The organism is Bradyrhizobium algeriense, from assembly GCF_036924595.1.
Classification (GTDB): Bacteria; Pseudomonadota; Alphaproteobacteria; order Rhizobiales; family Xanthobacteraceae; genus Bradyrhizobium; species Bradyrhizobium algeriense.
Genome location: NZ_JAZHRV010000001.1, coordinates 3695389 through 3718273, shown reverse-complemented (window position 1 = coordinate 3718273; position 22885 = coordinate 3695389). Strand labels below are relative to the sequence as shown.

Annotated in this window: 21 protein-coding genes, 1 tRNA gene and 1 pseudogene; 12 read left to right on the top strand and 11 right to left on the bottom strand. The window is 62.7% G+C overall.

Annotated elements, in window-relative coordinates; translation table 11 throughout:
• Nucleotides 1-57: 57 nt before the first annotated feature.
• Complete coding sequence (locus V1286_RS18325) at nucleotides 58-351, bottom strand: acyl carrier protein (RefSeq protein WP_028346689.1); 294 nt, start codon at nucleotides 349-351, stop codon at nucleotides 58-60.
• 293 nt (nucleotides 352-644) lie between these two features.
• Nucleotides 645-1262, bottom strand: a complete 618-nt coding sequence (locus V1286_RS18320) for a GyrI-like domain-containing protein (protein WP_334481493.1) — start codon at nucleotides 1260-1262, stop codon at nucleotides 645-647.
• A 252-nt stretch (nucleotides 1263-1514) separates the two neighbouring features.
• Between V1286_RS18320 and V1286_RS18315 the strand changes: the two genes are divergently transcribed.
• Nucleotides 1515-2120: a hypothetical protein gene (locus tag V1286_RS18315; protein WP_334481492.1), complete on the top strand. Its 606-nt coding sequence runs from the start codon at nucleotides 1515-1517 to the stop codon at nucleotides 2118-2120.
• Nucleotides 2121-2854: 734 nt separating this feature from the next.
• Here V1286_RS18315 and V1286_RS18310 read toward each other — a convergent pair.
• A complete protein-coding gene (locus V1286_RS18310) occupies nucleotides 2855-3223 on the bottom strand; it encodes a hypothetical protein (RefSeq protein WP_334481490.1) in 369 nt (122 codons plus the stop codon).
• A gap of 301 nt (nucleotides 3224-3524) precedes the next feature.
• Between V1286_RS18310 and V1286_RS18305 the strand changes: the two genes are divergently transcribed.
• Entirely contained in the window at nucleotides 3525-4145 is a 621-nt protein-coding gene (locus V1286_RS18305) for a ParB-like protein (RefSeq protein ID WP_334481488.1), read from the top strand.
• An 8-nt stretch (nucleotides 4146-4153) separates the two neighbouring features.
• Here V1286_RS18305 and V1286_RS18300 read toward each other — a convergent pair whose 3' ends face one another.
• The 3 genes from V1286_RS18300 to V1286_RS18290 form a co-directional block, all read right to left on the bottom strand.
• Complete coding sequence (locus V1286_RS18300; RefSeq protein WP_334481486.1) at nucleotides 4154-4645, bottom strand: MgtC/SapB family protein; 492 nt, start codon at nucleotides 4643-4645, stop codon at nucleotides 4154-4156.
• Nucleotides 4646-4693: 48 nt separating this feature from the next.
• Nucleotides 4694-5272 carry a peroxidase-related enzyme gene (locus tag V1286_RS18295; protein WP_334481485.1) on the bottom strand — a complete coding sequence of 193 codons (579 nt, stop codon included), beginning with the start codon at nucleotides 5270-5272 and terminating at the stop codon, nucleotides 4694-4696.
• Between the two features lie 195 nt (nucleotides 5273-5467).
• Nucleotides 5468-7225: an ATP-binding protein gene (locus V1286_RS18290; protein ID WP_334481483.1), complete on the bottom strand. Its 1758-nt coding sequence runs from the start codon at nucleotides 7223-7225 to the stop codon at nucleotides 5468-5470.
• Between the two features lie 561 nt (nucleotides 7226-7786).
• Between V1286_RS18290 and V1286_RS18285 the strand changes: the two are divergent.
• Together V1286_RS18285 and V1286_RS18280 are read left to right on the top strand one after the other, a co-directional pair.
• Nucleotides 7787-9607, top strand: a pseudogene (locus V1286_RS18285) (putative bifunctional diguanylate cyclase/phosphodiesterase); the annotation flags it as partial.
• Nucleotides 9608-9703: 96 nt separating this feature from the next.
• Nucleotides 9704-10963 (top strand): MFS transporter, encoded by a 1260-nt coding sequence (locus tag V1286_RS18280; protein ID WP_334481482.1) that lies wholly within the window; start codon nucleotides 9704-9706, stop codon nucleotides 10961-10963.
• A 24-nt stretch (nucleotides 10964-10987) separates the two neighbouring features.
• Here the strand turns inward: V1286_RS18280 and V1286_RS18275 are convergent, their stop codons facing one another.
• Nucleotides 10988-11965, bottom strand: a complete 978-nt coding sequence (locus V1286_RS18275; RefSeq protein WP_334481481.1) for a tripartite tricarboxylate transporter substrate binding protein — start codon at nucleotides 11963-11965, stop codon at nucleotides 10988-10990.
• 96 nt (nucleotides 11966-12061) lie between these two features.
• Nucleotides 12062-12862, bottom strand: a complete 801-nt coding sequence (locus tag V1286_RS18270) for an ABC transporter substrate-binding protein (protein WP_334481480.1) — start codon at nucleotides 12860-12862, stop codon at nucleotides 12062-12064.
• 123 nt (nucleotides 12863-12985) lie between these two features.
• On the opposite strand from V1286_RS18270, the gene V1286_RS18265 reads away from it, so the two are divergent.
• From V1286_RS18265 to V1286_RS18235, 7 genes are all read left to right on the top strand, one after another.
• Complete coding sequence (locus tag V1286_RS18265) at nucleotides 12986-13711, top strand: TetR/AcrR family transcriptional regulator (RefSeq protein ID WP_334481478.1); 726 nt, start codon at nucleotides 12986-12988, stop codon at nucleotides 13709-13711.
• 13 nt (nucleotides 13712-13724) lie between these two features.
• On the top strand, nucleotides 13725-14627 hold the full coding sequence (locus V1286_RS18260) for an amidohydrolase family protein (RefSeq protein WP_334481477.1): 903 nt from the start codon (nucleotides 13725-13727) through the stop codon (nucleotides 14625-14627).
• Between the two features lie 14 nt (nucleotides 14628-14641).
• Nucleotides 14642-15646: a Bug family tripartite tricarboxylate transporter substrate binding protein gene (locus V1286_RS18255; protein ID WP_334481476.1), complete on the top strand. Its 1005-nt coding sequence runs from the start codon at nucleotides 14642-14644 to the stop codon at nucleotides 15644-15646.
• A gap of 55 nt (nucleotides 15647-15701) precedes the next feature.
• On the top strand, nucleotides 15702-16427 hold the full coding sequence (locus tag V1286_RS18250; RefSeq protein WP_161853967.1) for a PIG-L deacetylase family protein: 726 nt from the start codon (nucleotides 15702-15704) through the stop codon (nucleotides 16425-16427).
• Complete coding sequence (locus V1286_RS18245) at nucleotides 16424-17116, top strand: 4-carboxy-4-hydroxy-2-oxoadipate aldolase/oxaloacetate decarboxylase (RefSeq protein ID WP_334481474.1); 693 nt, start codon at nucleotides 16424-16426, stop codon at nucleotides 17114-17116. Before V1286_RS18250 ends, V1286_RS18245 begins: the two co-directional genes overlap by 4 nt.
• A 7-nt stretch (nucleotides 17117-17123) precedes the next feature.
• Complete coding sequence (locus tag V1286_RS18240) at nucleotides 17124-17966, top strand: substrate-binding domain-containing protein (RefSeq protein WP_334489717.1); 843 nt, start codon at nucleotides 17124-17126, stop codon at nucleotides 17964-17966.
• 131 nt (nucleotides 17967-18097) lie between these two features.
• Nucleotides 18098-19057, top strand: a complete 960-nt coding sequence (locus tag V1286_RS18235; protein ID WP_334481472.1) for a catechol 2,3-dioxygenase — start codon at nucleotides 18098-18100, stop codon at nucleotides 19055-19057.
• Nucleotides 19058-19099: 42 nt separating this feature from the next.
• Here V1286_RS18235 and V1286_RS18230 read toward each other — a convergent pair whose 3' ends face one another.
• Nucleotides 19100-20416 (bottom strand): acyltransferase family protein, encoded by a 1317-nt coding sequence (locus V1286_RS18230; protein ID WP_334481470.1) that lies wholly within the window; start codon nucleotides 20414-20416, stop codon nucleotides 19100-19102.
• A gap of 204 nt (nucleotides 20417-20620) precedes the next feature.
• On the opposite strand from V1286_RS18230, the gene V1286_RS18225 reads away from it, so the two are divergent.
• Nucleotides 20621-21829 carry a cytochrome P450 gene (locus V1286_RS18225; protein WP_334481468.1) on the top strand — a complete coding sequence of 403 codons (1209 nt, stop codon included), beginning with the start codon at nucleotides 20621-20623 and terminating at the stop codon, nucleotides 21827-21829.
• Nucleotides 21830-21861: 32 nt separating this feature from the next.
• On the opposite strand, the gene V1286_RS18220 is transcribed toward V1286_RS18225, so the two are convergent.
• Both V1286_RS18220 and V1286_RS18215 read right to left on the bottom strand, forming a co-directional pair.
• Nucleotides 21862-21935, bottom strand: a tRNA-Gln gene (locus V1286_RS18220).
• A gap of 192 nt (nucleotides 21936-22127) precedes the next feature.
• Nucleotides 22128-22832 carry a TetR/AcrR family transcriptional regulator gene (locus V1286_RS18215; protein ID WP_334481466.1) on the bottom strand — a complete coding sequence of 235 codons (705 nt, stop codon included), beginning with the start codon at nucleotides 22830-22832 and terminating at the stop codon, nucleotides 22128-22130.
• Nucleotides 22833-22885 lie beyond the last annotated feature (53 nt).

The window sequence follows — 22885 nt, the reverse complement described above, 5'->3', positions numbered from 1 at the left end:
CGCGTCAAAACCAAGAATCTAGAGCCCCGTTCCGATTCAATCGGAACGGAAATGGCTCTAGGCGCCCGGGGCTGCATTCTTGGCGGCGACCAGTTCGTCGATGCGATCGGCGAGATTTTGCAGCACGAAATACTGCTCGGTCGTGGCCTTGCCGTCATTGACCTCCTGGGTCCATTTTTCGAGCGGCATCTTGATCCCGAACGCCTTGTCGATGGCAAAGGCGATGTCGAGGAAGTCCAGGCTGTCGATTCCCAGATCGTCGATGGCGTGGCTCTCCGGCTTGATCGTGTCGCGCGGAATGTCGCAGGTCTCCGCGATAATGTTGGCGATCTGATCGAATGTGGAAGACATCATTAAGCCTTTGATATATTGGAGATAATCCGGAACGGCTTGGAGGAGGCGGGGCGCGGCGCCGCGGAGGGCCCAATTTCCTCGGCCGGAGTCGAGTGCCCGTATATCGGAGCGGGGGCCCGAGTTCAATGGAAAGGGGCCGATCGGGCGGGGACGGATTTGGGGGCAAAAATGGCGGTTTTTGGTCCCGGGATCAGTGCTGGCGCGGCGTCGTTGTGGTCGGGCCGCAATTGATTGACATCGCTGCGCGCAACCCATCGCTGCGAGCTACGCTATCGCAAAGGGCGCGGCCCTCAGCCGGCGCTTCTGACTGGTTGCCGCAGAATCGTCTTGAGCTTGTCCGGTGGCGTCCTGCGTGCATCGCTCAGATAGATCTCGTGATGTGGGCCTGCAAACGTCACCCCCTTCGCAGGCATAATCTCGTTGTGAAGCCTGGCGAGCGTCGGGCCTTCGTCGTCATAGCTGCCGATATGCAGCGTCTGCAGGCATCGCCCTTCGTCCAATGGCTCAAGGCGCAGCGAGACCGGGGGCTCCCCGAGCTTGTCTCGCGACCTTGCCAGGGCAGCCTCGTACAGGGACCGCTCAACGAAGTCGGGCACCATGATCATCATCGTCCATCGCCACAGATGCTTCCGGCGCCCGACGAAATCGTCGGGATTGTCAGCCCACCAAAGGCCTTCGAGGGGCGGAACGACGTAGTCTTTTCCCGATTTGGCCTTGCTGGCAAATTTCATCGCGTAGCTCACGGAGTACAGCCACTCGATGGCACGCGTGTAGGCTGGATCACGATTGGGATCGCCTTTGCCGTCGATCTTGACGAATTTCATGACCGGCACGTCGACGGTAGCAAAACTGCTATTAGGCGCGCTGTAGAGCGCTGAGAGCTTCTTCTTGAAATCGATCTTGTCCATGCTCGTCTTTAGTACGTAGGATGGATAGAGCGTAGTAAACCATCGCCGTCTCTGGCCGCAAGTGATTGACATCGCTGCGCTCCACGTGTCGAAAGCGCATCATTAGATCATACAACTGTAGCTTGCGCATCGTGATTTTCCTGTTATGTTGAGTTGAAACCGATGCGCGCACACGCGCTGAGACGGGCAGGGGCTTTTTTGCGATGCAGCCGGTTGCTGCGGCCGATCCGACGATTCGAACAGCGCATGTAAGTGCCGTGGCGTATCGCCATGCCGATACAGGCCCTTTGCATGCTTGCCCTTTCAGCCTCGGAGCAGCGCTTCGCGGCATTGGAGTTTGGCTGGACCGCCACACGCGCACAGGGCTGGGCGTGTGATCAAGCTACCGTGCGGTTCGATATCATCGAAATTTGCCGCGTCCTGCGGAGTAACCAGGATGCGCCGGATGAAGTCCCTTGGGGTAGTTGGCGCGATTATTGCCGCGATCAGGTCGCACGAGCGAGCCCAGAGGCTCGCATCGTGAAGGGCTTTCTGGTCGCGTTCAGCGGTGCACTGTTGCTGGTGTCGGGATGGATGCTCCAGCGAGCAGACGCGGATGCGCGCAAATACTATCCGCTTCAATTCGCCGATGAGCTTTCGTCGCGATATTACATGATGTACGTGCTGTTCAATCGGTCGATACCCCTGGAAATCCGGCGGCGGTTCGCGGTTTCCTCGGCGCTATCGATGTTGGCTTTCGCGGGCTTCGCCGCGGTGGCCTACCTCGCCGACAATCCCGTCATCGCTGTGCTGTTGCTGCTGATCTGCGGCTTCGGGGTCGCGAACGTCGTTTGGCAGTGGCGCAGCGCGAGGCGGTAGCGGATCTGCGAACCAGATTGGTCAGTTCGGCGGATCAGCCGATGGCGTAATCCGCCACGCCACTGCTGCGCCGACGTCGTGAATTCACACCTTTGTCGAAACGGCGGATTACGCTGTCGCTAACGTCCTGAAGAAGAGGGGCGTTGGCCATCGTCACGAACGTTGGGGCGGGATGTGGTGGACGCAGCAGCGTCAGGCGCGAAAAGTGTTCGCAGGGCGGTTATCCGTGAGCGAATACAGCGCGCAGGACGTACGGCGCTGAAGCGTACGGCAAAACCGTGTGGTCCTGACACCCGTGGCTGGTGTCAAGCTGCCGGTGGCGAATTTGATCCAACCGGATCGATCAGCCATCAAGCCGGCAGCGATGGAGGCAAGACGAATTCGTCTCCAGGGAGAGCGCGGCATAAGCCGTCAACCCATTGCGCAGGGAATGCCGGAGTGCTCCGGCTGTACCTGTATGCTCGTGTGCGCACTTCCTCGTGCACATTGCACACGAGACCGCGGGTGCAGCAAGCACCCGGCATTCCCTGCTCCCTCTCAGGAGGGACAACGTCATGCAAACCTCGGGCGCTGTGCGCCGCGAGATCGCGAACGCACATTCAGGTGTCGTCACCCGCGAAGGCGGGTGACCCAGTATTCCAGAGACAGTAGTGATTGAATCGAGAGGCCGCGGCGTACTGGATACCCGCCTTCGCGGGTATGACGATCTGATTTGGTGCGACGATCGTGACCAACTACCCCAGCGGCGTCACCGAAATCCGGGCGCAGTCGCGGCGGCCCATTAGCACGCAATCCTGGGTCTTGCGCAGATCGGCGATGCTGACCGCAAGCCAGATGCCGATGGCGGTCAGCGCCACGGTGAAGGCGAGCGCGGCGACATTGGCGAGCATGCGATGACGGAAATCATCGCCCTCGTCGCGCGGCCGCTCGTAGCGGGACAGATCGTTCGCCGCGGGCGATGTGTTGGTGTTGGGCGTCTTGGTGTTGGGTATCTTGGCCGGATCGGGTTCTTCCCGTCCGCCCGGCGGGTGGGCGGAGGTGCGCGGCCGGAACTTGAGCACGACGTGCTCATCGTCCGAGATAATGGGCCGCTGGGTTTTCACTGCCGCCGATCCGCGAAAAATCCTGCGCCTTTCTTAGCACAGCGGCAGCGCTTCCAACATCAAATCTTGCAGCATGAAATCGTGCCGGACGCGGAGCAGCCATCCATCCGCGCAACGTCAGATGGAACCGGCTGCCGCCGATCGGAAGCCCGTGGCCTTTGGCTTCCGCCAAACCCTGGCATGCCTGCCGCAAACCTCGGGTCGCAGCCATTTGAGGGCCCGCACCATCATGCCATGATAAAAGTTTGCCACAGCGCAGTTTTGCGGGTTCGGGCACGAGGATTGAAGCAGAGGGGCAACCATGGCCAATACGCGCGACCCGATCCTCAAGCCGATCCCGATCCTGTCACTGCGTCCGACCCAGATGACGGTCGGCCTGCGAGAGGTGAAGGAGAAGCGCGAGCGCTGGCGCGAGCACAAGTCGGAAAAGAAACGCGCCGAGCTGCTCGGCAAGCACATGATCCCGGTCGTGCTCGGGCCGGACGAGCACCATTACGTCGTCGACCATCATCATCTGGCGCGTGCACTGCATGATGAGGGCGTCGAGCATGTTCTGGTCACGGTCATCGGCGATCTCACCATGGTCGAGCGCGAGGCGTTCTGGACCGTGATGGATCACAAGCGATGGGCCTATCCCTACGACGCCAAGGGCGAACGGCGGCTCTTCAAGGACCTGCCGAAGTCGGTCACGGGCCTGGCAGACGATCCGTTCCGCAGCCTCGCCGGAGAATTGCGCCGCGTCGGCGGCTTTGCAAAGGACATCACTCCGTTCAGCGAATTTCTGTGGGCGGATTTTCTGCGCCGCAAAATCTCGCGCAAAAGCGTCGAGGCGAATTTCGACAAGGCGATGGAGAAGGCGCTCGGCTTTGCCAGGAGCAAGGACGCGGTCTATCTGCCGGGTTGGTGCGGACCCGCCGATTGAACCGGCAGCTATTTCGATTTGTCCGGCGAAGAGGCCGGAGGCGGTTCCTGTTCGGCCTCGTCCTCGCCGCCAAGCCTCTTGTGCAGCCAGCGTTCCATTCGGCCGCCAACGGTCAGGACCGCGAAGGTGATGACCAATGCGATGAATACCAACCGCCATTGTCCGAGACCGCAGACAATTCCGATGCAGGCAGCCAACCAGGTGCAGGCGGCGCTGGTGAGCCCGCGAACCCCGAATTGACCTCCTGCGTGGACAATGACGCCGGCGCCGAGAAAGCCGATCCCGGTCAGGATTCCCTGTATCACCCGGCTGCCGGCGTCCGAGACGATTTTAGCCTCGTCCGAATGGGCCATCACCAGCAGCATGGCCGTTGCAAGGCTGACCAGCCCCAGCGTCTTCAATCCGATCGGCTTGCCGTGCAGATCGCGGTTGAGACCGATCAGCCCGCCCGCGAACGTGGCGATGCCGAGACGCAGTATGATTTCGCTCCAGTCCAGCAACGCGGGAAACCTCCGGGGCCCAGGCTAATCCTTGGGCTAATTCTCAGGTCATTTCGGCAGCCGTCCCATCATGTAGAACTCGTCATTCGGGCGCATTGCGGTGACGTTGGCAAGCCTGTTCGACAGCGCAAAGAAGGCCGCGATCGCGGCGATATCCCAGATGTCGTCGTCGGAAAAGCCGTGGCCGGCAACTTCCGCAAAATCCCTCTCCGAAACCGTGTTGGCCTGCTGGCTCACCTTCATGGCGAAGTCGAGCATGGCGCGCTGCCGTGGCGTGATGTCGGCCTTGCGGAAGTTGACGGCGATCTGGTCGGCGATGATAGGATTCTTCGCCCGGATGCGCAGGATCGCGCCATGGGCGATCACGCAGTAATGGCACTGGTTGGCGGCGGAGGTCGCCACCACGATCATCTCGCGCTCGGCCTTGGAAAGCCCGCTGTCCTTTTCCATCAACGCGTCGTGATAGGCAAAGAAGGCGCGAAATTCGTCCGGACGATAAGCCAGCGTCAGGAAAACGTTCGGGACGAAGCCGGATTTCTCCTGCACCGCGAGGATCCGGGTGCGAATGTCCTCCGGCAGCTTGTCGATGGCGGGAGCTTGAAATCGTGTGGTGGCGGGCTTGCTCATGAAAGGGTTCCGACTGAGGCCGCAAGGCGGCGTTGCCGGAACCATATAGCTTTTTGCGGTGAGGTGGATACCGGCCCGCGCGAAGAATCCGCGCGAACGCTGATTCTACTATTTGAGCATGATCTCCGCGCAAACGCGTTCCGCGTTTGTCGCGAGGGAAAACCGGTATCCACTTTTCCGGATCATGCTCTGGCCTCAGCGCAGCGGCTTCTTGAGCAGCGAGAAGCGGTCGGGGTCCAGCCCCATCGAGGGCTGCAGCATCGGCGCTTCCACCGGCGTCATGACGCGGGCGGCGGGCCGGTCGTTGATGCCGGGATCGTTCGGCACGTCGCGGTTCGAGGTGGCGCCGCGCCAGCGGTCCAGCACGGCGGAGACGAAATGCATGTCATGGCCGGCGGAGACCGACGGCACCGACGCGATGGTGGCTTCGCTGCGCGGCAACTGATGGACCGGAACCTCCTTGAAGCGCAGGCGCGTCGGCAGCGCCACGCCTTCGCCGAAGGCCAGCACTTCGCGGGTGCCGAGCGAGGGTACGAACGACAACAGGTTCGCGGCGGCGTCCGAGACCGCCGAGCGCAACAGCGCCTGGTCGCGGTCGTTGGCAAGCCGCATCGCAAACAGCGTGTTGCACTGGGAGATGATGGTGGCGTCGAGTTCTGCCGGACGCTGGGTGACGAGGCCGAGAAAGACGCCGTATTTGCGGCCCTCCTTGGCGATGCGCGAAACGGCTTTCCGGGTCGGGCCGAAACCGATGTTGCGGTCGGCCGAGGCGTAGCGGTGCGCCTCTTCGCAAACGAACAGCAGCGGCGACACGCCGTCGCTCCACAGACCGAAATCGAACGCCATGCGGCACAGCACCGACACGACGGAATCGACGACTTCGGCAGGGAAGCCGGCGAGCTGCATGATGGTCATCGGCCGGCCATTGGCGGGCAGGCGGAACAGATGGCTGATCACCTCCGCCATGGTGTCGCCGCCGACATTGGCGTTGTCGAACATGAAGGTGTAGCGCGGATCGTTGCGCACGGTGTCGATGCGCGACATCAGCTTGTGATAGATGATGCGCGAGGAGCGGTTCTCCAGCTTGCCCATCCGTTCATCGATCAGCGAGATCAGATCGGTCAGCCGGTAGGGCACCGGCGTATCGACGGTGTAGCCGCCGGACTTCGGGTCCAAGCGCTTGAGCCCGAGCCGGTCGGAGTTCTGGTACTGGGTGTAGAGACCCTTCGCCATCGGGATGACCTCGGCGAGGACGTCGAGCTCTTCGGGCACGCCCGGGCGGCCGCCGAACAGGACGTCCACAATCTCTTCGAAATTGAACAGCCAGAACGGCAGTTTCAGGTTGCGCGGGTTGAGCACCAGCGCACGGTCACCGAAGCAGCGGCCATACTCGTTGTGGACGTCGAGCAGGAATACCCGCAGGTTCGGCCGGGCTTTAAGAATCTCGTTGAGCAGCAGCGAAACGCTGGTCGATTTGCCGACGCCGGTGGAGCCGAGCACCGCGAAGTGCTTGGAAAGCATCTCCTCGACGTCGACATAGGCGATGACGGAGCGGTCCTGCTGCAGGGTGCCGACATTGATCTGATCCGCCCCGCTCGGCGCATAGACGGTGCGGAGGTCCTCTGCGGTGACGAGGTCGACGGCATCGCCGATGGTCGGATAGTTGGTCACGCCGCGCTGAAACTTGGGACGCTCCCCGCCGGAAATCTCGCCGAGCAGGTCGACCGACGCGGTCGCCATGTATTCATCGGAGCTCGGCTGGTTCTCGCACGACACCTCGGTGATCATTGCAATGATGGTGGTGGCCGTCGCACAGCGAATACTGATGAAGCGGCCGACGGTGGCGCGCGCTTCGGAGACGGGCACCTGGCCCGACGCCAGAAGTCCGACCCGGGCGAGGGAGCCACGCACGGAAATCACACGTCCGAAGGATGTCACGGTGTTGGATCTCATGAATTGGGGTCTGACCCCCATTATGGGCAGCGCCGGCTAGCGAAACGGTTAAACAGGCGGGGTTTCGTGTCGGCTAAATCTGCGGCATCTCGGTCAGGATTCGTTTTTGCGGCACCGTCCCGCCATCGTCGTCGGGTATCAGTTGCGCTGGAAAATAAGGGCTTTCTTGCATTTCCGGCCGCGCGCGACGCAGGCTTCGGATTAATCATTCGTTTACTACCCCGCACGAGAGCAGCCGCCCGCCGGTCACGTCTCGGTAACCTCCGATGCCGGATCGCGGATTGGAGCCAGCGCGTGTGCAAGGTAACCGATTGCTAACCGCAAGTTGTAACGCGCCTTCCATCTGTGCTGCGTAACAGTATCGCAGGGGCGTCGTAGCAGCGTCCGATCGCACGCTAACTTTTCATCTGACGCAGGACCCGTCGCCAAACCGGGACATCTTGGCGGGGGATGCGCGGGGAGCCATTTCGGGTGGACATCGACAGCGGCCAGCAAATGTTGAGCGATTCTGCCGGCCCTGCGGAAAGGGCCGCGACGATCACGCGGCTTGCGGCATGCTGCGTGCTGCTCGCGGCGGCGGTTGTCGGCGGCATTGCGACCTCGGGATGGAGTCTTCGCGAACGCCTGCTACTGGCGCTCGTCGCCGTTCTGGCCGTGGCCGCCGGACTGCTGCTGCGGCGTGACCGGTTGACCGACCGGCGGCTGGCGGCCGAGCGGCGCCAGCTCTCGATTGCCGTGAACAACATCCCGCAAGGCCTTGTTCTCTATGATGCATCCGCGCGGATCATCATTTGCAACCAGCCCTATCTCGACATGTTCGGACTGTCGCCTGACGTGGCCAAGCCCGGCTGCACCATGCAGCGGCTGATCGCCCACCGGAAGGAAACCGGATCATTCGACGGCGACGTCGACGAGTTCTGCAACGCAATCATCAAGACAGTGTCGCTCGGCAAGGCGACGCGTCAGTTGACGGAAGCGCCGGGTGGCCGGGCGATCGAGATCATCAACCGGCCGCTGAAGGGCGGCGGATGGGTCGCGACCATCGAGGACGTCACTTCGCGACGGCGCGCAGAGGAGAAGATCGCGCATCTGGCGCACTACGACGGATTGACCGATCTGCCGAACCGGATCCTGTTCCGCGAACGGTTGGAACAGTCGCTCAAGGCGATGCGGCCCGGCGAGCAACTGGCGGTGCTCTATATCGACATCGACGAGTTCAAGAGCGTCAACGACGCGCTCGGCCATCCGATCGGCGATGAACTGCTCAAAGGCGTCGCCGAGCGCCTGCGCGGATGCCTCAAGGAAACCGATGTGGCGGCCCGGCTCGGCGGCGACGAGTTCGCCGTGATTCAGACCGCCATCAAGGACCGGCCGGAAACCACTCAGCTCGTTGATGTAATCCATTCGGCGATCAGGCGGCCGCTGGAATGTTTGGGACATCTGATCACGACCGATGCCAGCATTGGCATAGCGGTGGCCCCCGGCGACGGGGTGGACCTCGACCAGTTGTTGAAGAATGCGGACCTCGCGCTCTACGGCGCCAAGGGCGACGGACGGCGGACCTACCGCTTCTTCGAGACCGGCATGGATCAGCGCGCCAAAGCGCGGCGCAGCCTGGAGCTCGAGCTGCGTCAGGCGATCAACAATGGCGGCCTGGAGACCTACTATCAGCCGGTGGTCAACATCGAGGACGGCAAGATCAGTTCCTGCGAGGCGCTGTTGCGGTGGCGGCATCCCGAGCGCGGCATGATCTCGCCGGCGGAATTCATCCCGATCGCGGAAGACAGCGGCCTGATCAATCAGCTCGGCCTGTGGGTGCTCAATACCGCCTGCGCCGAGGCGGCCACCTGGCCGGATCATGTTCGCGTCGCGGTCAACGTCTCGCCGGTGCAGTTCAGGAGCCAGTCGCTGGCGTTGAACGTGGCAGCGGCACTCGCGGCTTGCGGCCTTCCCGCCAGCAGGCTGGAACTCGAGATCACGGAGGCCGTGCTCATTCGCGACGACGAGGCGGCGCTCGACATGCTGCATCAGTTGCGCAAGCTGGGCGTTCGGATCGCGCTGGACGATTTCGGCACCGGCTATTCCTCGCTCAGCTACCTGCAGCGTTTCCCGTTCGACAAGATCAAGATCGATCGCTCTTTCATCAAGGATATCGCCGGTCCCGGCGCGTCCTCCTCCATCGTCCAGGCGGTGGTGAACATCGCGGCCGCCAGCGACATGACGACGACGGCGGAGGGTGTCGAAACCGAGCAGCAGCGGAATCTGCTGTACATCCTCGGCTGCGACGAAATGCAGGGCTATCTGTTCAGTCCCGCGATACCGGCCATCGACGTGAGGCGGCTGTTGCTCACGCACCGCGGCAGGGCCATGTCGGCTGCTTGAAGTCGGCGGCTTGAAACGCCGGGCGCGGCTTGCTATCCAGTTCTGCATAACAAGAAACAGAGCAGGGTGGACCGCGATGAACCGCGACAACGCATCTTGAGCGAGCCCGCGCGGCCTTCAGCGCTCGCACCATTCCGTATCAGGAATTATCGTTTTCAGTGGCCGGCCGATCTGCTCACCTCGTGGGCGTTCGAGATGGAGACGCTGATTCTCGGCTGGTACGTGCTGGTCGAGACCGGTTCGGTGCTGTTGCTCACTCTGTTCGCCTCGCTCGGCTATATAGGGACACTGGTAGCGCCGATGTTCGGTGTCGTCGGCGACCGGATCGGTCACCGCGATCTCCTGGCGATGATGCGCGCGACCTACGCGGTGCTGGCGGCCGTGCTGACGACGCTGGTGTTGTCCGGCCAGCTCGCGCCGCTCTATGTCTTCATGGTCGCGGCCGTGATGGGCATCGTCCGCCCATCGGACCTCGGTGTGCGCGGCGCTTTGGTGGCGACCATCATGCCGCATGGCCAGTTGATCGGGGCGATCAGCATCTCGCGCACGACGATGGATACCGCGCGGATTGCCGGCGCGCTGAGCGGCGCCGGATTGTTTGCCGCGCTCGGCATGGGCCCGGCCTATGTGGCGATCGTCTGCCTTTATATTACTGCTACCGCGCTGACGCTGTGCATCGTGGCTCCGGCAAAGCCGCAACTCGCGGGCGCGGCTGCCAGCGAGGCGTTGCAGCGTTCGCCGCTGCGCGACCTCAAGGAGGGAGTGGCCTATGTCTGGACCACACCGCGGATGCAGGCCGCGCTGTGGGTGGCGTTCCTCGCCAACCTGACGGCCTATCCGCTCTCCAACGGCCTGCTGCCCTACATCGCCAGGGCGATCTACGGCACCAACCAGACCGGGCTTGGCTATCTGTCGGCGAGTTTTGCAATCGGCTCGCTGGCCGGTTCGATCGTGTTGAGTTTGATCCGCGATCTCCGGGTGGCGCGGCTGATGATCGGCGCCACCGTCGTCTGGTACGCGACCTTGCTGATCTTCGTGCAGATGCAGACCGTGCCGACCGCGATTGCGTGCCTGGTGGTGGCCGGCTTTTCGCAAAGCCTCGCCATGATCTCGATCGCCGTCATCCTAATGCGGACGGCGAGCGAGAATTTCCGCGGCCGGGTGATGGGCGTGCGCATGATGGTGATCTATGGCCTGCCGATCGGCCTATTGGCCGCCGGCAGCCTGATCGACGAGATCGGATTTGCGGCGACTGGAACACTCTATGCGGCGGCCGGCCTCGCCTTGATGCTGGCGGTCATGCTGCACTGGCGCGCCGATCTGTGGCACGTGCATGCGCCGGCGAATGCGCGGTGACCGCGCAAAGCCGGCTCGATGACCTCACTGCATCTTGATGTTCGCCTCTTTCAGCACCGGCTCCCATTTCGCGGCCTCGGCGCGCATGAAGGCGTCGAAATCCTTTGGCGAGTTGCCGACCGGCGTGGCGCCCATCTTTTCCAGCGCGGTCAGAACCACCGGATCTTTCAGCGCGGCGGCAAGGTCGGCGTGGATCCTGGCGACCAGGTCAGGCGCCATGCCGGCGGGGCCGAGAAAACCCCACCAGACCGAGGCGTCATAGCCGGGGATGCCTGCCTCCGCGATCGTGGGAACGTCAGGCAATGCCTTCGAGCGCTGCGCCGTCGTCACCGCAAGCGCGCGCACTGCATTGCCTTCGAGTTGGCCGACGACCTCGGGCAGCGGATTGACGCTCATCGGAATCTCGCCTGATATCACGGCGGTGAGGGCAGGGGCGCCGCCCTTGTAGGGGATCGCCTGGATCTTGACCTTGGCCATGTAGTTGAGAAGCTCGCCGGCGAGATGGGCCGAGGTGCCGTTGCCGGACATGCCGTACGATAATGACTCCGGCTTTTCGCGTGCGGTCGCCAGCAACTCCTGCAAATTCTTCACCGGGCTGTTTTTGGACACCACGATCGCCAGCGGCGAATAGGCGATCTCGCTGATGGCGGTAAAATCCTTGAAGGTGTCGTAGGGCAGTTTTGGATAGAAGAACTGGTTCAGCGGATGGCCGCTTGCCACCAGGATCAGCGTGTAACCGTCCGGCGCCGATTGCGTGAGCGCCTGCGACGCGATAGTCCCGCCGGCGCCCGGACGATTTTCGATGACCGGCTGCTGTCCCCAGGTCTTCGACAGCGATTGCCCGAGCGTGCGCGCCAGCACGTCGACGGCGCCGCCGGCGGCGTAGGGCACCAGGATGCGCACGGGCTTGGTCGGGAACGGCTCCGCATAAACACTGGTGCCGGCCAGTGAAAGCAGGGCGGCGGCGACGACACTGCGGATGACTGTTCTGCGTGATGGCATGAGAAAAGGTCCTTTTTGGCTGGGCGTATCATTTGAGAGTTTCATGCGTGCACCTCATTCGTGCGCGCCAGTTCGTGAAGCTGCAGCGTGGCATCGCTACTCCGCGGCCGAAATCATGGCGCCGCGCAACCCGGCGCGCGCGATCGCGGCTCCGACCACGCCTTCCGACTTCACCTCGTTGGTGAACTGGCGGATGAAAGCCATTGCCTGCTCGCGTCCCCTGGGAATGGCGATGGCGTGCCGCTCGATCCCCCAGCGGCCTTCGAGCACTTTCGACCCCGGCAGTTTCTCCGCCATTTCGAACAGCGTGGCCTTGTTGGTCGCGTAGGCATTGATCGCGCCGGCCGACATCATCTCGATCGCGATGTCGAAGGTGGCGGCGCGAACGATCTGGGCATGCTTGAAGTCGCGCGAAAGGGTGGCGTCGGAAGAACTGCCTGCGGTCACGCCAACGCGTAGTCCCGGCGCGTCTACCTCCACCGGCGTCGTCAGCGCGGACCCGCGCGGGACGAGGTAGCCGAGCTCGATTTCGAGATAGGGCGGGCCAAAGTCCATATCCCGCGCCCGTGCCGGCGTCGCATTGGTGAAGGCGACGTCGACCTCTCCGCTTTTGACAGCGGCGAGCACTTCGGCGTTCTTGGCGAACACGACCGGCTCATAGGGGACGCCAAGCCGGCGCGCGAGTTCCTTGCAGAGATCGTAGCCGACGCCGCGCGGCTCACCCGATCCGGCATCCGGCAGGATCGAGGTCGGCGTGCCCGGATAGAGTCCGGCCCGCAATACGCCTGATGGCGCCAGTATCAGGCGTGGATCCGGATCGGCCGCGATGGCCGGGCCGACGCCACGCCAGGCCAGTGCGCCGGCAACGATCAAGAACGCAACGATGATCCGGCGCATCCGGCGGTTCTCCCTTGTTATCCCCGGGGCCAGTCGCGGTGGCTGCTCGCCACCCGGATGTTTGTTGACTAGACCTGATATTTTGTACAAACGTACAAAACTCGAGAACGGAAAGCAAATGCCATGACGCGAAATCCGAACATGCGAGAAGCCATCCTGAGCGCGGCCGAGCTGCTGTTCTCGACCAAGGGCTTCAATGCCGTGTCGATCCGCGACATCGCGCTGGAGGCGGGCGCCAATCCGGGCAGCATCACCTATCACTTCAAGAGCAAGGACGGCTTGCTGCTCGAAATTTACAAGCGCCATTGCGGGCCGATGAACAAGCGCCGCATCGAGTTGCTGGTGGCGGCACGGCGCGTGCGCGACGTCCAGGACCGGCTGGAAGCGATCGTGCGCGCCTATGTGCAGCCGGCGTTTTCATCGAGCAGCGACCTTGCCGGCGGCGGGGCGCGGTTCACGCGGCTGCGCGCCGTAATGTCGGCCGAAGGCAACGCCGTGGTGGGGCGCATCATCGCCGAGATCTTCGACGACACCACCAACGCGTTCATCGAGGCGATCGAGGAAAGCCTGCCGCATCTGCCGCGGACGACGATCGTGTGGCGGTCGCAGTTCCTGCTCGGCGCACTCTATTATACCCTCGTCAGTCCGGAGCGGGTCACGCGGCTGTCGCGCGGCGAAGCCGATGGCGCTGATATGGCGGAAGCGATCGAGCAACTCGTCGCGTCGACGGTCGCCTCGTTGCAGGCGTCAGATGTAGATCATCTCGACACAGCCTCACACCAGACGAAGTCCACCCAGCCGCCTGCAAAGGGCGCTGCTGGAAAGCGGAAAGAAAATTCGACTTCATGAGTATCGAGACGCCATGAAGCGCGACCAAGAAACTGCAGAAGGCACCATGCACAAGCCGACGATTCCCGGACCCGATCCCGATACACGAACGCCGAAGTTCAAGCTCCCGGCGCTGGCGTGTGACGCGCATACCCACATCTTCGGCCCCGGTGATAAATACCCCTATGCGCCGGGACGGCCCTATACGCCGCCCGATGCGCCGCTGGAGGATTTCCGGGCGCTGCACAGGAAGATCGGGATCGGCCGCGCGGTCATCGTCAATGCCAGCGTGCACGGCACCGACAACCGGGTGGCGCTGGATGCCATCGCCGTGAGCGATGGAACCTTTCGCGCCGTCGCCAATATCGACGATAGCATTACCGAGCGTGGCCTTCGCGAACTGCATGAAGGCGGGTTTCGCGGCTGCCGCTTCAACTTCGTGCGCCATCTCGGCGGGGTGCCTGACATGAGGGTGTTCCATCGCATTGTCGCGATGGTGGCGCCGCTCGGCTGGCACATCGACCTGCATTTCGATGCGATCGACCTGCCTGAATATGCCGAGATGCTGGCAAAATTGCCGGTGCGCTACACCATCGATCACATGGGACGCGTCAAGGCGGCCGACGGTCTCGACCAACTTCCGTTTCGGACGCTGACTGACCTGATGACGCGGGACGAGAAATGCTGGGTCAAGGTGTGCGGCTGCGAGCGCGTGTCCTCCGGCGGCCCGCCTTTCCACGACGCAGTTCCGTTCGCGCGGCGTATTATCGAGACCGCGCCCGATCGCGTGATCTGGGGGACCGACTGGCCGCACCCGAACGTCAAGGTGATGCCCAACGACGGTGATCTGGTCGACCTCATTCCCTTGTTTGCGCCGGAGGCCGAGCTGCAGCAGAAGATCCTGGTCGATAATCCGGCGCGGCTGTTCGAGTTTTGAAGGAGGGTTGTGCGATGGCGGACAAGCGCGAGCGATACGCCCTGAGCCGGCGCCGCGCGTCGTTCGCCGGGATGGCTGCGCTGGTCGCGACATTGTTGCTGCCGCAAATCGCCGACGCGCAAAACTATCCGAACCGGCCGGTGCGGCTGATCCTGCCATTCGGCGCGGGCGGCGTTGCCGACGTCACGGCGCGGCTCGTTACCGAAAAACTCGGCGAAAAGCTCGGCCAGCGCTTCGTCATCGAGAACATGCCGGGCGCCGGCGGCATCAACGCCGCGCGCGCAGTGCTGTCCGCGCCTCCAGACGGCTACACGCTGGCGCTGCTGAGCAACGGCACCGCCATCTCGGTATCGTTGTTCAAGAGCCTTGGCTTCAATCCGGTGACTGACTTCGTTCCGGTGTCGAGCATGGGTTATTTTGACTTCATCTTCGTCACCCAGGCCGGCACGCCTTATCCGACGCTGGCTGAATTCATCCAGGCGGCCAAGGCAAAACCCGGCACGCTCAATGTCGGCACCATCAACGTCGGGTCGACCCAGAACCTCGCCGCGCAATTGTTCAAATCGACCGCCGGTGTCGATGTCACCATCGTGCCGTTCCGCAGTTCGCCGGATGTGCTGATCGCGCTTCTGCGCGGCGATATCCAGATGGCGATCGAGAACTACAGCGCGGTGCAGTCGCATGTTGCCGACAGGGCGGCCATTGCCGTGTCGTCTTCGGGTACGATCCGCACCGCATTCCTGCCTGATGTTCCGACCGTGAAGGAAGCAGGCGGCGGCGATTTCGAGGCGCGGTCCTGGAACGCGATTTTTGCGCCCAGGGGCACGCCGCCGGAGGTGATCGCGACGCTGAACGCCGCGTTGCGCGAGGTGCTCGAAATGCCGGAGTTAAAGAAGCGCGCGCTCGATCTCGGCATCGAGGCCAAGGCCAGCTCACCCGAGGAAATCCTCGACCGGCTCAAGGCCGATATCGACAAATGGGCAGTAGTGATCGAGCGGGCAGGAATTGCCAAACAATAGTCTCGCGGCCGGTGCGGCCGGCGACGTGTACAAATCGAAGGAGGAAATCCCGATCATGAGCAATGCCGGCAAAACGGGCCTGGTGGTCACGGCGCATCCCGGCGATTTCGTCTGGCGCGCGGGCGGCGCGATCGCGCTGCATGTGAAGAAAGGTTATCGCGTCAAGATTGCCTGCCTGTCGTTCGGCGAGCGCGGCGAAAGCCAGTTCGCCTGGAAGGAGGCGGGCGCGACGATGGAGAAGGTCAAGGCCGGACGGCGCGACGAGGCGCAGCGCGCGGCGGAGATGCTGGGTGCGGAGATCGAATTCTTCGACGCTGGCGACTATCCGCTGCGGCTGACGGATAAGCATTTCGACCGCATGGTCGACATCTACCGCGAGCTCAATCCGTCCTTCGTGCTGACGCATGCGCTGGAGGATCCCTATAATTTCGATCATCCAAACGCGGCGCACTTCGCGCAGGAAACCCGCGTGGTCGCGCAGGCGATGGGTCACAAGCCCGGCGCCAAATACACTTATTCCGCGCCGCCGGTGTTTTTGTTCGAACCGCATCAGCCGGAGATGTGCAATTTCAAGCCGCAGGTGATCCTCAACATCGACGAGGTCTGGGAGATCAAGCGCAAGACGTTCGAAATTCTCGCCGCGCAAAAGCACCTGTGGGCCTATTACGAGCGGGTGGCGCTGCAGCGGGGCGTGCAGGGCGGCCGCAATACGGGCAAGCCGATGACCTATGGCGAGGCCTATCAGCGGCTGTTCCCGATGGCGATGGAGGAGCTGGCATGAAGACGGTCGTCGTCCGCAACATCAAGCGAACCGATGCCGAACTCGTGAAACGACTCGGCGCGCTCGGCGTCGCCACCGCGCACGAGGCCTATGGCCGCTTCGGGCTGATGAAGCCCTATCTGCGCCCGGTCTGGAGCGGGGCCGAGACATCGGGCACCGCCGTGACCGTGCTGGCGCAGCCCGGCGACAACTGGATGATCCATGTTGCGGTCGAGCAGTGCCAGCCCGGCGACATCCTGGTGGTCGGCTGCACCACCGACAACACCGACGGCATGTTCGGCGATCTGCTCGCGACCTCGCTGATGGCGCGCGGCGTCAAGGGGCTCGTTATCGACGCCGGCGTTCGCGACGCCAAATCGCTTCGTGAAATGGGCTTTCCGGTGTGGTCGAAGGCGATCTCGGCCAAGGGCACGGTCAAGGCGACGCTCGGCGCGGTCAACGTGCCGGTGGTCTGCGCCGGCATCAATGTGGTGCCGGGCGATGCTGTGGTCGCCGATGATGACGGCGTGGTGGTGATCGGGCGCAAGGACGCCGCCGATGTAGTCGCCAAGGGCGAGAAGCGCGTCGCCGACGAAGACGGCAAGCGCAGGCAGCTCGCTTCGGGCGTGCTCGGGCTCGACATGTACAATATGCGCGAGCCGCTGGCGAAGGCCGGCCTCGTCTATGTCGACGAGCTGGAGGAGGACTGAGGTGGCGATGCGCCTGCGCACTTTGCTCGGCGACCATCCAGGTACGTCGGCGCTGAAGAGTGGATCGATCGGATCGGATCTGGTCGAGCTCGATTTCGCAGAGTATTCGCCGACCAACAAGGGCTTCAAGCCGATGGTCCGCGAAGGGGCGTTCGACGTCTCGGAGATGGCGATCGTCACTTACCTGATGGCGAAATCGTTCGGCAAGCCGATGGTGCTGCTGCCGGATGTCGTGCTGGCGCGGTTTCAGCACGGGCATGCGCTCTACAATGCAAGAGCGGGAAAGCTCGCGCCGCGTGACCTCAATGGCAAACGCGTCGGCATTCGCTCCTTCACCACCACGACCGGCGCATGGCTGCGCGGCATTCTTGCCAATGATTGTGGCGTCGATCTGGATTCGATCGACTGGGTGACGTTCGAGGACGCCCATGTCGCTGAGTTCGTAGACACGACCAAGCGGGCGGGCGCGGGCAAGCAGATCTTGCAGATGCTGATCGACGGCGAGCTTGATGCTGTGCTGGGCGAAAAATCGGATCATCCCGATTTGAAGCCGCTGTTCGCCGATGTTGCCGCCGAAGAGAAGGCGTGGTTTGGGAAGCACAAGGTGGTGCCGATCAATCACATGTTGGTGGTGAGCCGGACCGTGTCTGATCAGCACCCGGACGTGGTGCGGGAGGTCCATCGGCTGCTCGCCGAATCTGCCGCCGCTTCATCCGGGGTGCCGCGTTTTGGCCGAGACGAGATGCGGCGTTCGCTGGAATTGATTATCGATTACTCCGCGCAGCAAAAGCTCATTCCGCGCGCGTTCGCGGTGGATGAACTGTTCGACGACGTGACGCGAGCGCTGTAATTGTAGGGTGGGCAAAGGCGCATTGCGCCGTGCCCACCATGTGGTTTGAACTGGTGGCCACGCGGAGCCTGTCATCGGGCGCGCATTCGCGCGACCCGGTGGCTTTGCCCACCCTACGAGAGAGACCGCCAATGACCCCCGAGCCGATTTTCGACCTCGCTCATCTCGGCCACATGGAGCTGCTGACGCCGAAGCCGGACGAAAGCCTGAAATTCTTCGTCGACGTCATGGGCATGACCGTCAGCGGCCGGAAGGGCGAGTCGGTCTATCTGCGCGGCTGGGATGATTACGAGCGCTATTCGCTCAAGCTGACGGCCTCGAAGACATCAGGCATGGAGCACATGGCGTTGCGTGCCCGCAGCCCGCAGGCGCTGGAGCGCCGCGTCGCCGCGCTGAAGGGCTCGGGCTTCGACATCGGCTGGGTTGACGGCGACATGGGGCAGGGGCCGGCGTTTCGCTGCCGCGATCCCGATGGCCATATCGTCGAGCTCTATTACGAGACCGAGTGGTATCAGCCGCCGCCCGAGCTCAAGCCAGCGCTGAAGAACCAGGCGCAGCGGTTTCCGGCGCGCGGCGTCAATGTCCGCCGGCTCGATCATCTCAATTGCCTCGCTGTGGACATCAAGGCCAACCGGCTGTTCTTCGAAAACTATCTGGGCCTCCGCACCACCGAGCAGATCGTGCTCAACGACGGCACGGAAGCAGCGATGTGGATGACGATGTCGAACAAGAGCTACGACTTCGCCTATACCCGCGATCATTACGGCAAGGCCGGACGCTTCCACCACGTCACCTACGCGCTCGACAGCCGCGAGGAAATTTTGCGCGCCGCCGACATCTTTCTCGAAAACGGCATCCACATCGAGACCGGCCCGCACAAGCACGCGATCCAGCAGACCTTCTTCCTCTACGTCTATGAGCCCGGCGGCAACCGCATCGAGGTCGCCAACGCCGGCGCGCGCCTCATCCTCGCGCCCGACTGGAAGCCGATCGTCTGGACCGAGGAAGAACGGAAGAAGGGCCAGGCGTGGGGGCTGAAGACGATCGAGTCGTTTCACACCCACGGTACGCCGCCGGTCACGATCGGCTGAGCCCGATCGGACCGCGTAGTTCTGCGGCCTGATCGATCCGGGTCACATGCCAGCGGTGCCACGCCTGGACATGGCGCGCAACCGGTCGAGGCCTGTCTCGATCGAATTCCGCGTCGGGCGGGGGAATAACCTTGCGCTCAACCACGATATCCGGCCGGCGAATGCTGTCGCGATAATTCCGGACGTCGTTGCCGGCTTGGTGACGGCCGTCTTCGCCAGATGAATCGGCGAAAGCAGATCTCGGGCCGCATCCATCGCCGGCTTCTCGATCCAGCGATAGGTCAGCGCGGCGACGGGGATGACGAGCAGGGTCAGGATGAGCGCCGGCAATACCGCCTGTTCCGGCGTTCCCAGCAGCATCAGCTTCTCCTCATTGTGCCAGCCCACCAGGTTGAGATGGGCCTTTTGCCCGACGAAGGAGACCCCCATCTTCATCACCTGAAACAGGAAGGTGTGGATCATGTAGATCGAATAAGACCACAAGCCGAGCTTTTGCAGAATGGACGAACGCAACACTTTCGAAACGGCGCCCTGATCGTATGAAAAGACGTAAAGCACGATGATCGCAAGCAGCGGAAACGCGTAGTGCGACGGGCCCCATGGTCTGGACGCAGCAAACGCAATGACCAGCACCACGCAGCAGGCCTCCCATAAATTCGGCGCCGTCAGCTTCTCATCCGAACGCGCCCGCAGATGATACGCCAGGCAGCCCGCGAAGAAGCCGAACATGGCGCGCAGGATGCCCCAGTCGGACGAGACAAACAGCGCTTCTGGCGAAACCTGGTAGAGCAGCGCTCCGGCCGCCAGACAGAGCGCAAGGAAGATCGCATAGCGCTGGCGCGGGAAAAGCATGACGACCGTCGCGAACAGGATCGACACGTAGAACTCGACGGCCGCACTCCAGGCGGGACCATTCCATGACAATCCAGCGTGCAGATTGAAAGACTGCAGAAACAGGATGTTCGTGGCGATCTCCCAGAGCGAGCGACCCGGACCAAAGGCCTGGGAATCCAGCGCGAACGCGGTATCGGCGCGGCTGAAGATGAACTTGCCGGTCTCAAGTCCGACGAACAGGGTCAACATCACGATGTGCAACGGCCAAAGGCGGGCAAACCTCATCGCCACGAAACGAATGCTCTCAGCGCGATCGTTGAGACGTTGGCCATAGGCATGACAGAGCACGAAGCCGGACAGGGCGAAGAACATGTCCACGCAAAACTGCAGATTGGCGAATGAGCCGATGTCTTTAAGAGCATGGTAAACGGGGACGTGGAACAAGACCACGAGCAGCGCGCAGACGCCGCGCAGCGCATCGAGTGCCTCGAAACGAGCCGCAATCGCAGATTTTGTTCCCAGCATGATACATCTCGTCCATGGTTCTTTCAGGTTGTATCTCCGTCAGCAAGAGCGGGGCCACAAACCCGGCAAGATCGGGATCGAGCCCGAATGTTCCGTACCCATGGCAGGGTGCCGGTGAGAGACGTCGTATCCCCCGGCCATTGCGCCGATCGTGTTGCGCACCACCTTGATGCATGGGCGTGAAAGACGCCGTGAGGTGTGCCGATGGCAGAGTTCGTGGATTTCACCAGCGAGGCATTTTTTCGTGATCCGCAGGCAGGGGTCGCGAGTTTGCGCGCCGTTGGTCCCGTCGTCGCGACAAAATTTCCGATCGTGGGCCGCGTCTGGGTCACCACGACCTACGAGGCGGCGGCGCGGGTGCTGAAGGACAGCGCGCTCTTCACGCTGCGCAGGGAGGGCGGGGTTCTCGTGGGCCTGCCCTGGTGGATGCCGAAATTCATCGCGACATTCGCCAACAACATGCTCACGATGGACGAGCCGGACCACACGCGGCTGCGAAGTATCGTCGACGAGGCGTTCCGCCGCCGCGCGGTCCTCGACATGGAGCCGCACATCCGCGCCATCGCCGATCGCCTCGCCGATGAGTTGTTTGCTGCGGGCAGCCGCGCCGATCTGGTGCAGCGTTATGCGCGGATGCTGCCGCTTGCGGTGATTTGCGAACTGCTGGGCCTGCCGCCGGCGGACCGGCCGAAATTCATTGCCTGGGCCAATTCGATCGCGAATCTCACCAGCGCGTTGGGCTTTCTGCGGTTGATCAGCGGAATGATGAGGATGCGGCGCTATCTGAAAGCACGTCTGCAGGTCGCCCGGGAACAGGGCGGCGAAGGATTGATTGCCGAGCTTGTGCGGGTCGAGAAGGAAGGTGGGCGCATCACACCGGACGAAATGATCTCGATGGTGTTTCTCTTGCTGGGGGCGGGCTCCGAGACCACCACCCATCTGATCAGCGGATCGGTGTTCGAACTGCTGAAGGATCCGGTTCGTCGCGATTGGCTCGCGGCGGACTGGAGCCGTGCCGGGTTGGCAGTCGAAGAATTTTTGCGCTTCGTCTCGCCGGTGCAATTCTCAAAGCCGCGCTATGTGCGCCAGGATGTCGATCTCGAGGGCGTCAAATTGAAGAAGGGCGATCGGGTCATGGCGATGATCGTCGCCGCCAACCTGGACAAGGAAGCCAATGAGTGCCCCGAACAGCTCGATCTGGAGCGGCGGCCGAACCGGCATCTATCGTTCGGAACAGGAATTCATTTTTGCCTCGGCCACCAGCTCGCTCGCATAGAAGGAATTTGCGCCCTGCAGGCGCTGTTCACGCGCTGGCCCGCACTCAAGCTGGCGGTTGAGCCGTCGCAAATTCATTGGAGAAGAAGGCCCGGCATTCGCATGATCGCAGAGCTACCGGTTGTAGCCGGCGTGTGATGAGGCGGCTAAGGGGGAAGGGCCGACAAGTCTGGCTGGGGAACTAGGATTCGAACCTAGACAAACAGAGTCAGAGTCTGTTGTGCTACCGTTACACCATTCCCCAAGAATTGCTCAATGACATCAATGTCTTATATGGATGTCCGGGCAATCGGCTGGAGCGGGATTTTGCAAATCACCGCTTTCGCTGGTGCGTCGTTCTACTCGCTCGGTCCGGGCCTTGGCAAGCGCGGAAGGAGGGGCATTTTCGGGGCGAATTGCAGGGGGCGCTGCGGGCGGCAGTTGCCGCGGTCCCGGGTCAGCTCCGCGAACGCCGTACCTGTTTTTTGCGCCCGCGCGAACGGCGAACGGTCGGCGCCGTCATCTCCGCCTGCAGCAATAGCAGCAGGCAATTCGCCAGCCGCTCTTCCATTTCGCGGTCGTGAATGGATAGCGGACCGGGATCGTTGAGGATGGCGTTGACCAGCGTTCCCAGCACGACCTGGAAGCCGAACGCGATCGCGCGTGTTTTTGCCGCCTTGTTGGCCCGGCCCATGGCGCCAAGCAGGATTGGCGTGGCGTCCGCCACGTTCGCGCGCGCCAACGCCTTGAAGGTCGACCAGCGGTCCGGCCTGGTGTCGTCGTGCTGAAGTGCTGCGCGCAGCACGCCTTCGTGATTTCGGATCCAGCCGATGGTCCCTCGGACGAGGAGGCGGCTGAGCTCGGCGAGATTCGCATCGGCCAGCCGCTCGTCTTCCTTCATCCGGGACAACCTGCTTTCGCCGTCACGCGCAGCAAGCGCCATGAGGGCATTGAAATAGGCCTCCTTGCTCTCGAACCGGCTGTAGAAGGTGCCGACGGTGGCCCCGACCTGCCGGCACAGCGCCTCGATCGACAATTCCGCGAGGCTGTGCGTGCGCAACATCTCCGCGCCGGCCTGGAGCAGCGCGGCCGTGGTCTCGCGGCTGCGCTTCTGCCGCGACGGGGTCACGCCGGGAAGGTCGAGTTCGGCCGATCGCTGCATCCGGACCTTGCGTCTCCGTTCGAAGTAACCATAATGATAACTCGGATTATGGT

Bases quoted from the DNA above. Each gene is read 5' to 3' on its own strand.
- V1286_RS18325 (WP_028346689.1), bottom strand. From the start codon at position 351: ATGTCTTCCACATTCGATCAGATCGCCAACATTATCGCGGAGACCTGC.
- V1286_RS18320 (WP_334481493.1), bottom strand. From the start codon at position 1,262: ATGGACAAGATCGATTTCAAGAAGAAGCTCTCAGCGCTCTACAGCGCG.
- V1286_RS18305 (WP_334481488.1), top strand. From the start codon at position 3,525: ATGGCCAATACGCGCGACCCGATCCTCAAGCCGATCCCGATCCTGTCA.
- V1286_RS18295 (WP_334481485.1), bottom strand. From the start codon at position 5,272: ATGAGCAAGCCCGCCACCACACGATTTCAAGCTCCCGCCATCGACAAG.
- V1286_RS18290 (WP_334481483.1), bottom strand. From the start codon at position 7,225: ATGAGATCCAACACCGTGACATCCTTCGGACGTGTGATTTCCGTGCGT.
- V1286_RS18275 (WP_334481481.1), bottom strand. From the start codon at position 11,965: ATGCCATCACGCAGAACAGTCATCCGCAGTGTCGTCGCCGCCGCCCTG.
- V1286_RS18270 (WP_334481480.1), bottom strand. From the start codon at position 12,862: ATGCGCCGGATCATCGTTGCGTTCTTGATCGTTGCCGGCGCACTGGCC.
- V1286_RS18265 (WP_334481478.1), top strand. From the start codon at position 12,986: ATGACGCGAAATCCGAACATGCGAGAAGCCATCCTGAGCGCGGCCGAG.
- V1286_RS18260 (WP_334481477.1), top strand. From the start codon at position 13,725: ATGAAGCGCGACCAAGAAACTGCAGAAGGCACCATGCACAAGCCGACG.
- V1286_RS18255 (WP_334481476.1), top strand. From the start codon at position 14,642: ATGGCGGACAAGCGCGAGCGATACGCCCTGAGCCGGCGCCGCGCGTCG.
- V1286_RS18250 (WP_161853967.1), top strand. From the start codon at position 15,702: ATGAGCAATGCCGGCAAAACGGGCCTGGTGGTCACGGCGCATCCCGGC.
- V1286_RS18245 (WP_334481474.1), top strand. From the start codon at position 16,424: ATGAAGACGGTCGTCGTCCGCAACATCAAGCGAACCGATGCCGAACTC.
- V1286_RS18240 (WP_334489717.1), top strand. From the start codon at position 17,124: ATGCGCCTGCGCACTTTGCTCGGCGACCATCCAGGTACGTCGGCGCTG.
- V1286_RS18235 (WP_334481472.1), top strand. From the start codon at position 18,098: ATGACCCCCGAGCCGATTTTCGACCTCGCTCATCTCGGCCACATGGAG.
- V1286_RS18230 (WP_334481470.1), bottom strand. From the start codon at position 20,416: ATGCTGGGAACAAAATCTGCGATTGCGGCTCGTTTCGAGGCACTCGAT.
- V1286_RS18225 (WP_334481468.1), top strand. From the start codon at position 20,621: ATGGCAGAGTTCGTGGATTTCACCAGCGAGGCATTTTTTCGTGATCCG.
- V1286_RS18215 (WP_334481466.1), bottom strand. From the start codon at position 22,832: ATGCAGCGATCGGCCGAACTCGACCTTCCCGGCGTGACCCCGTCGCGG.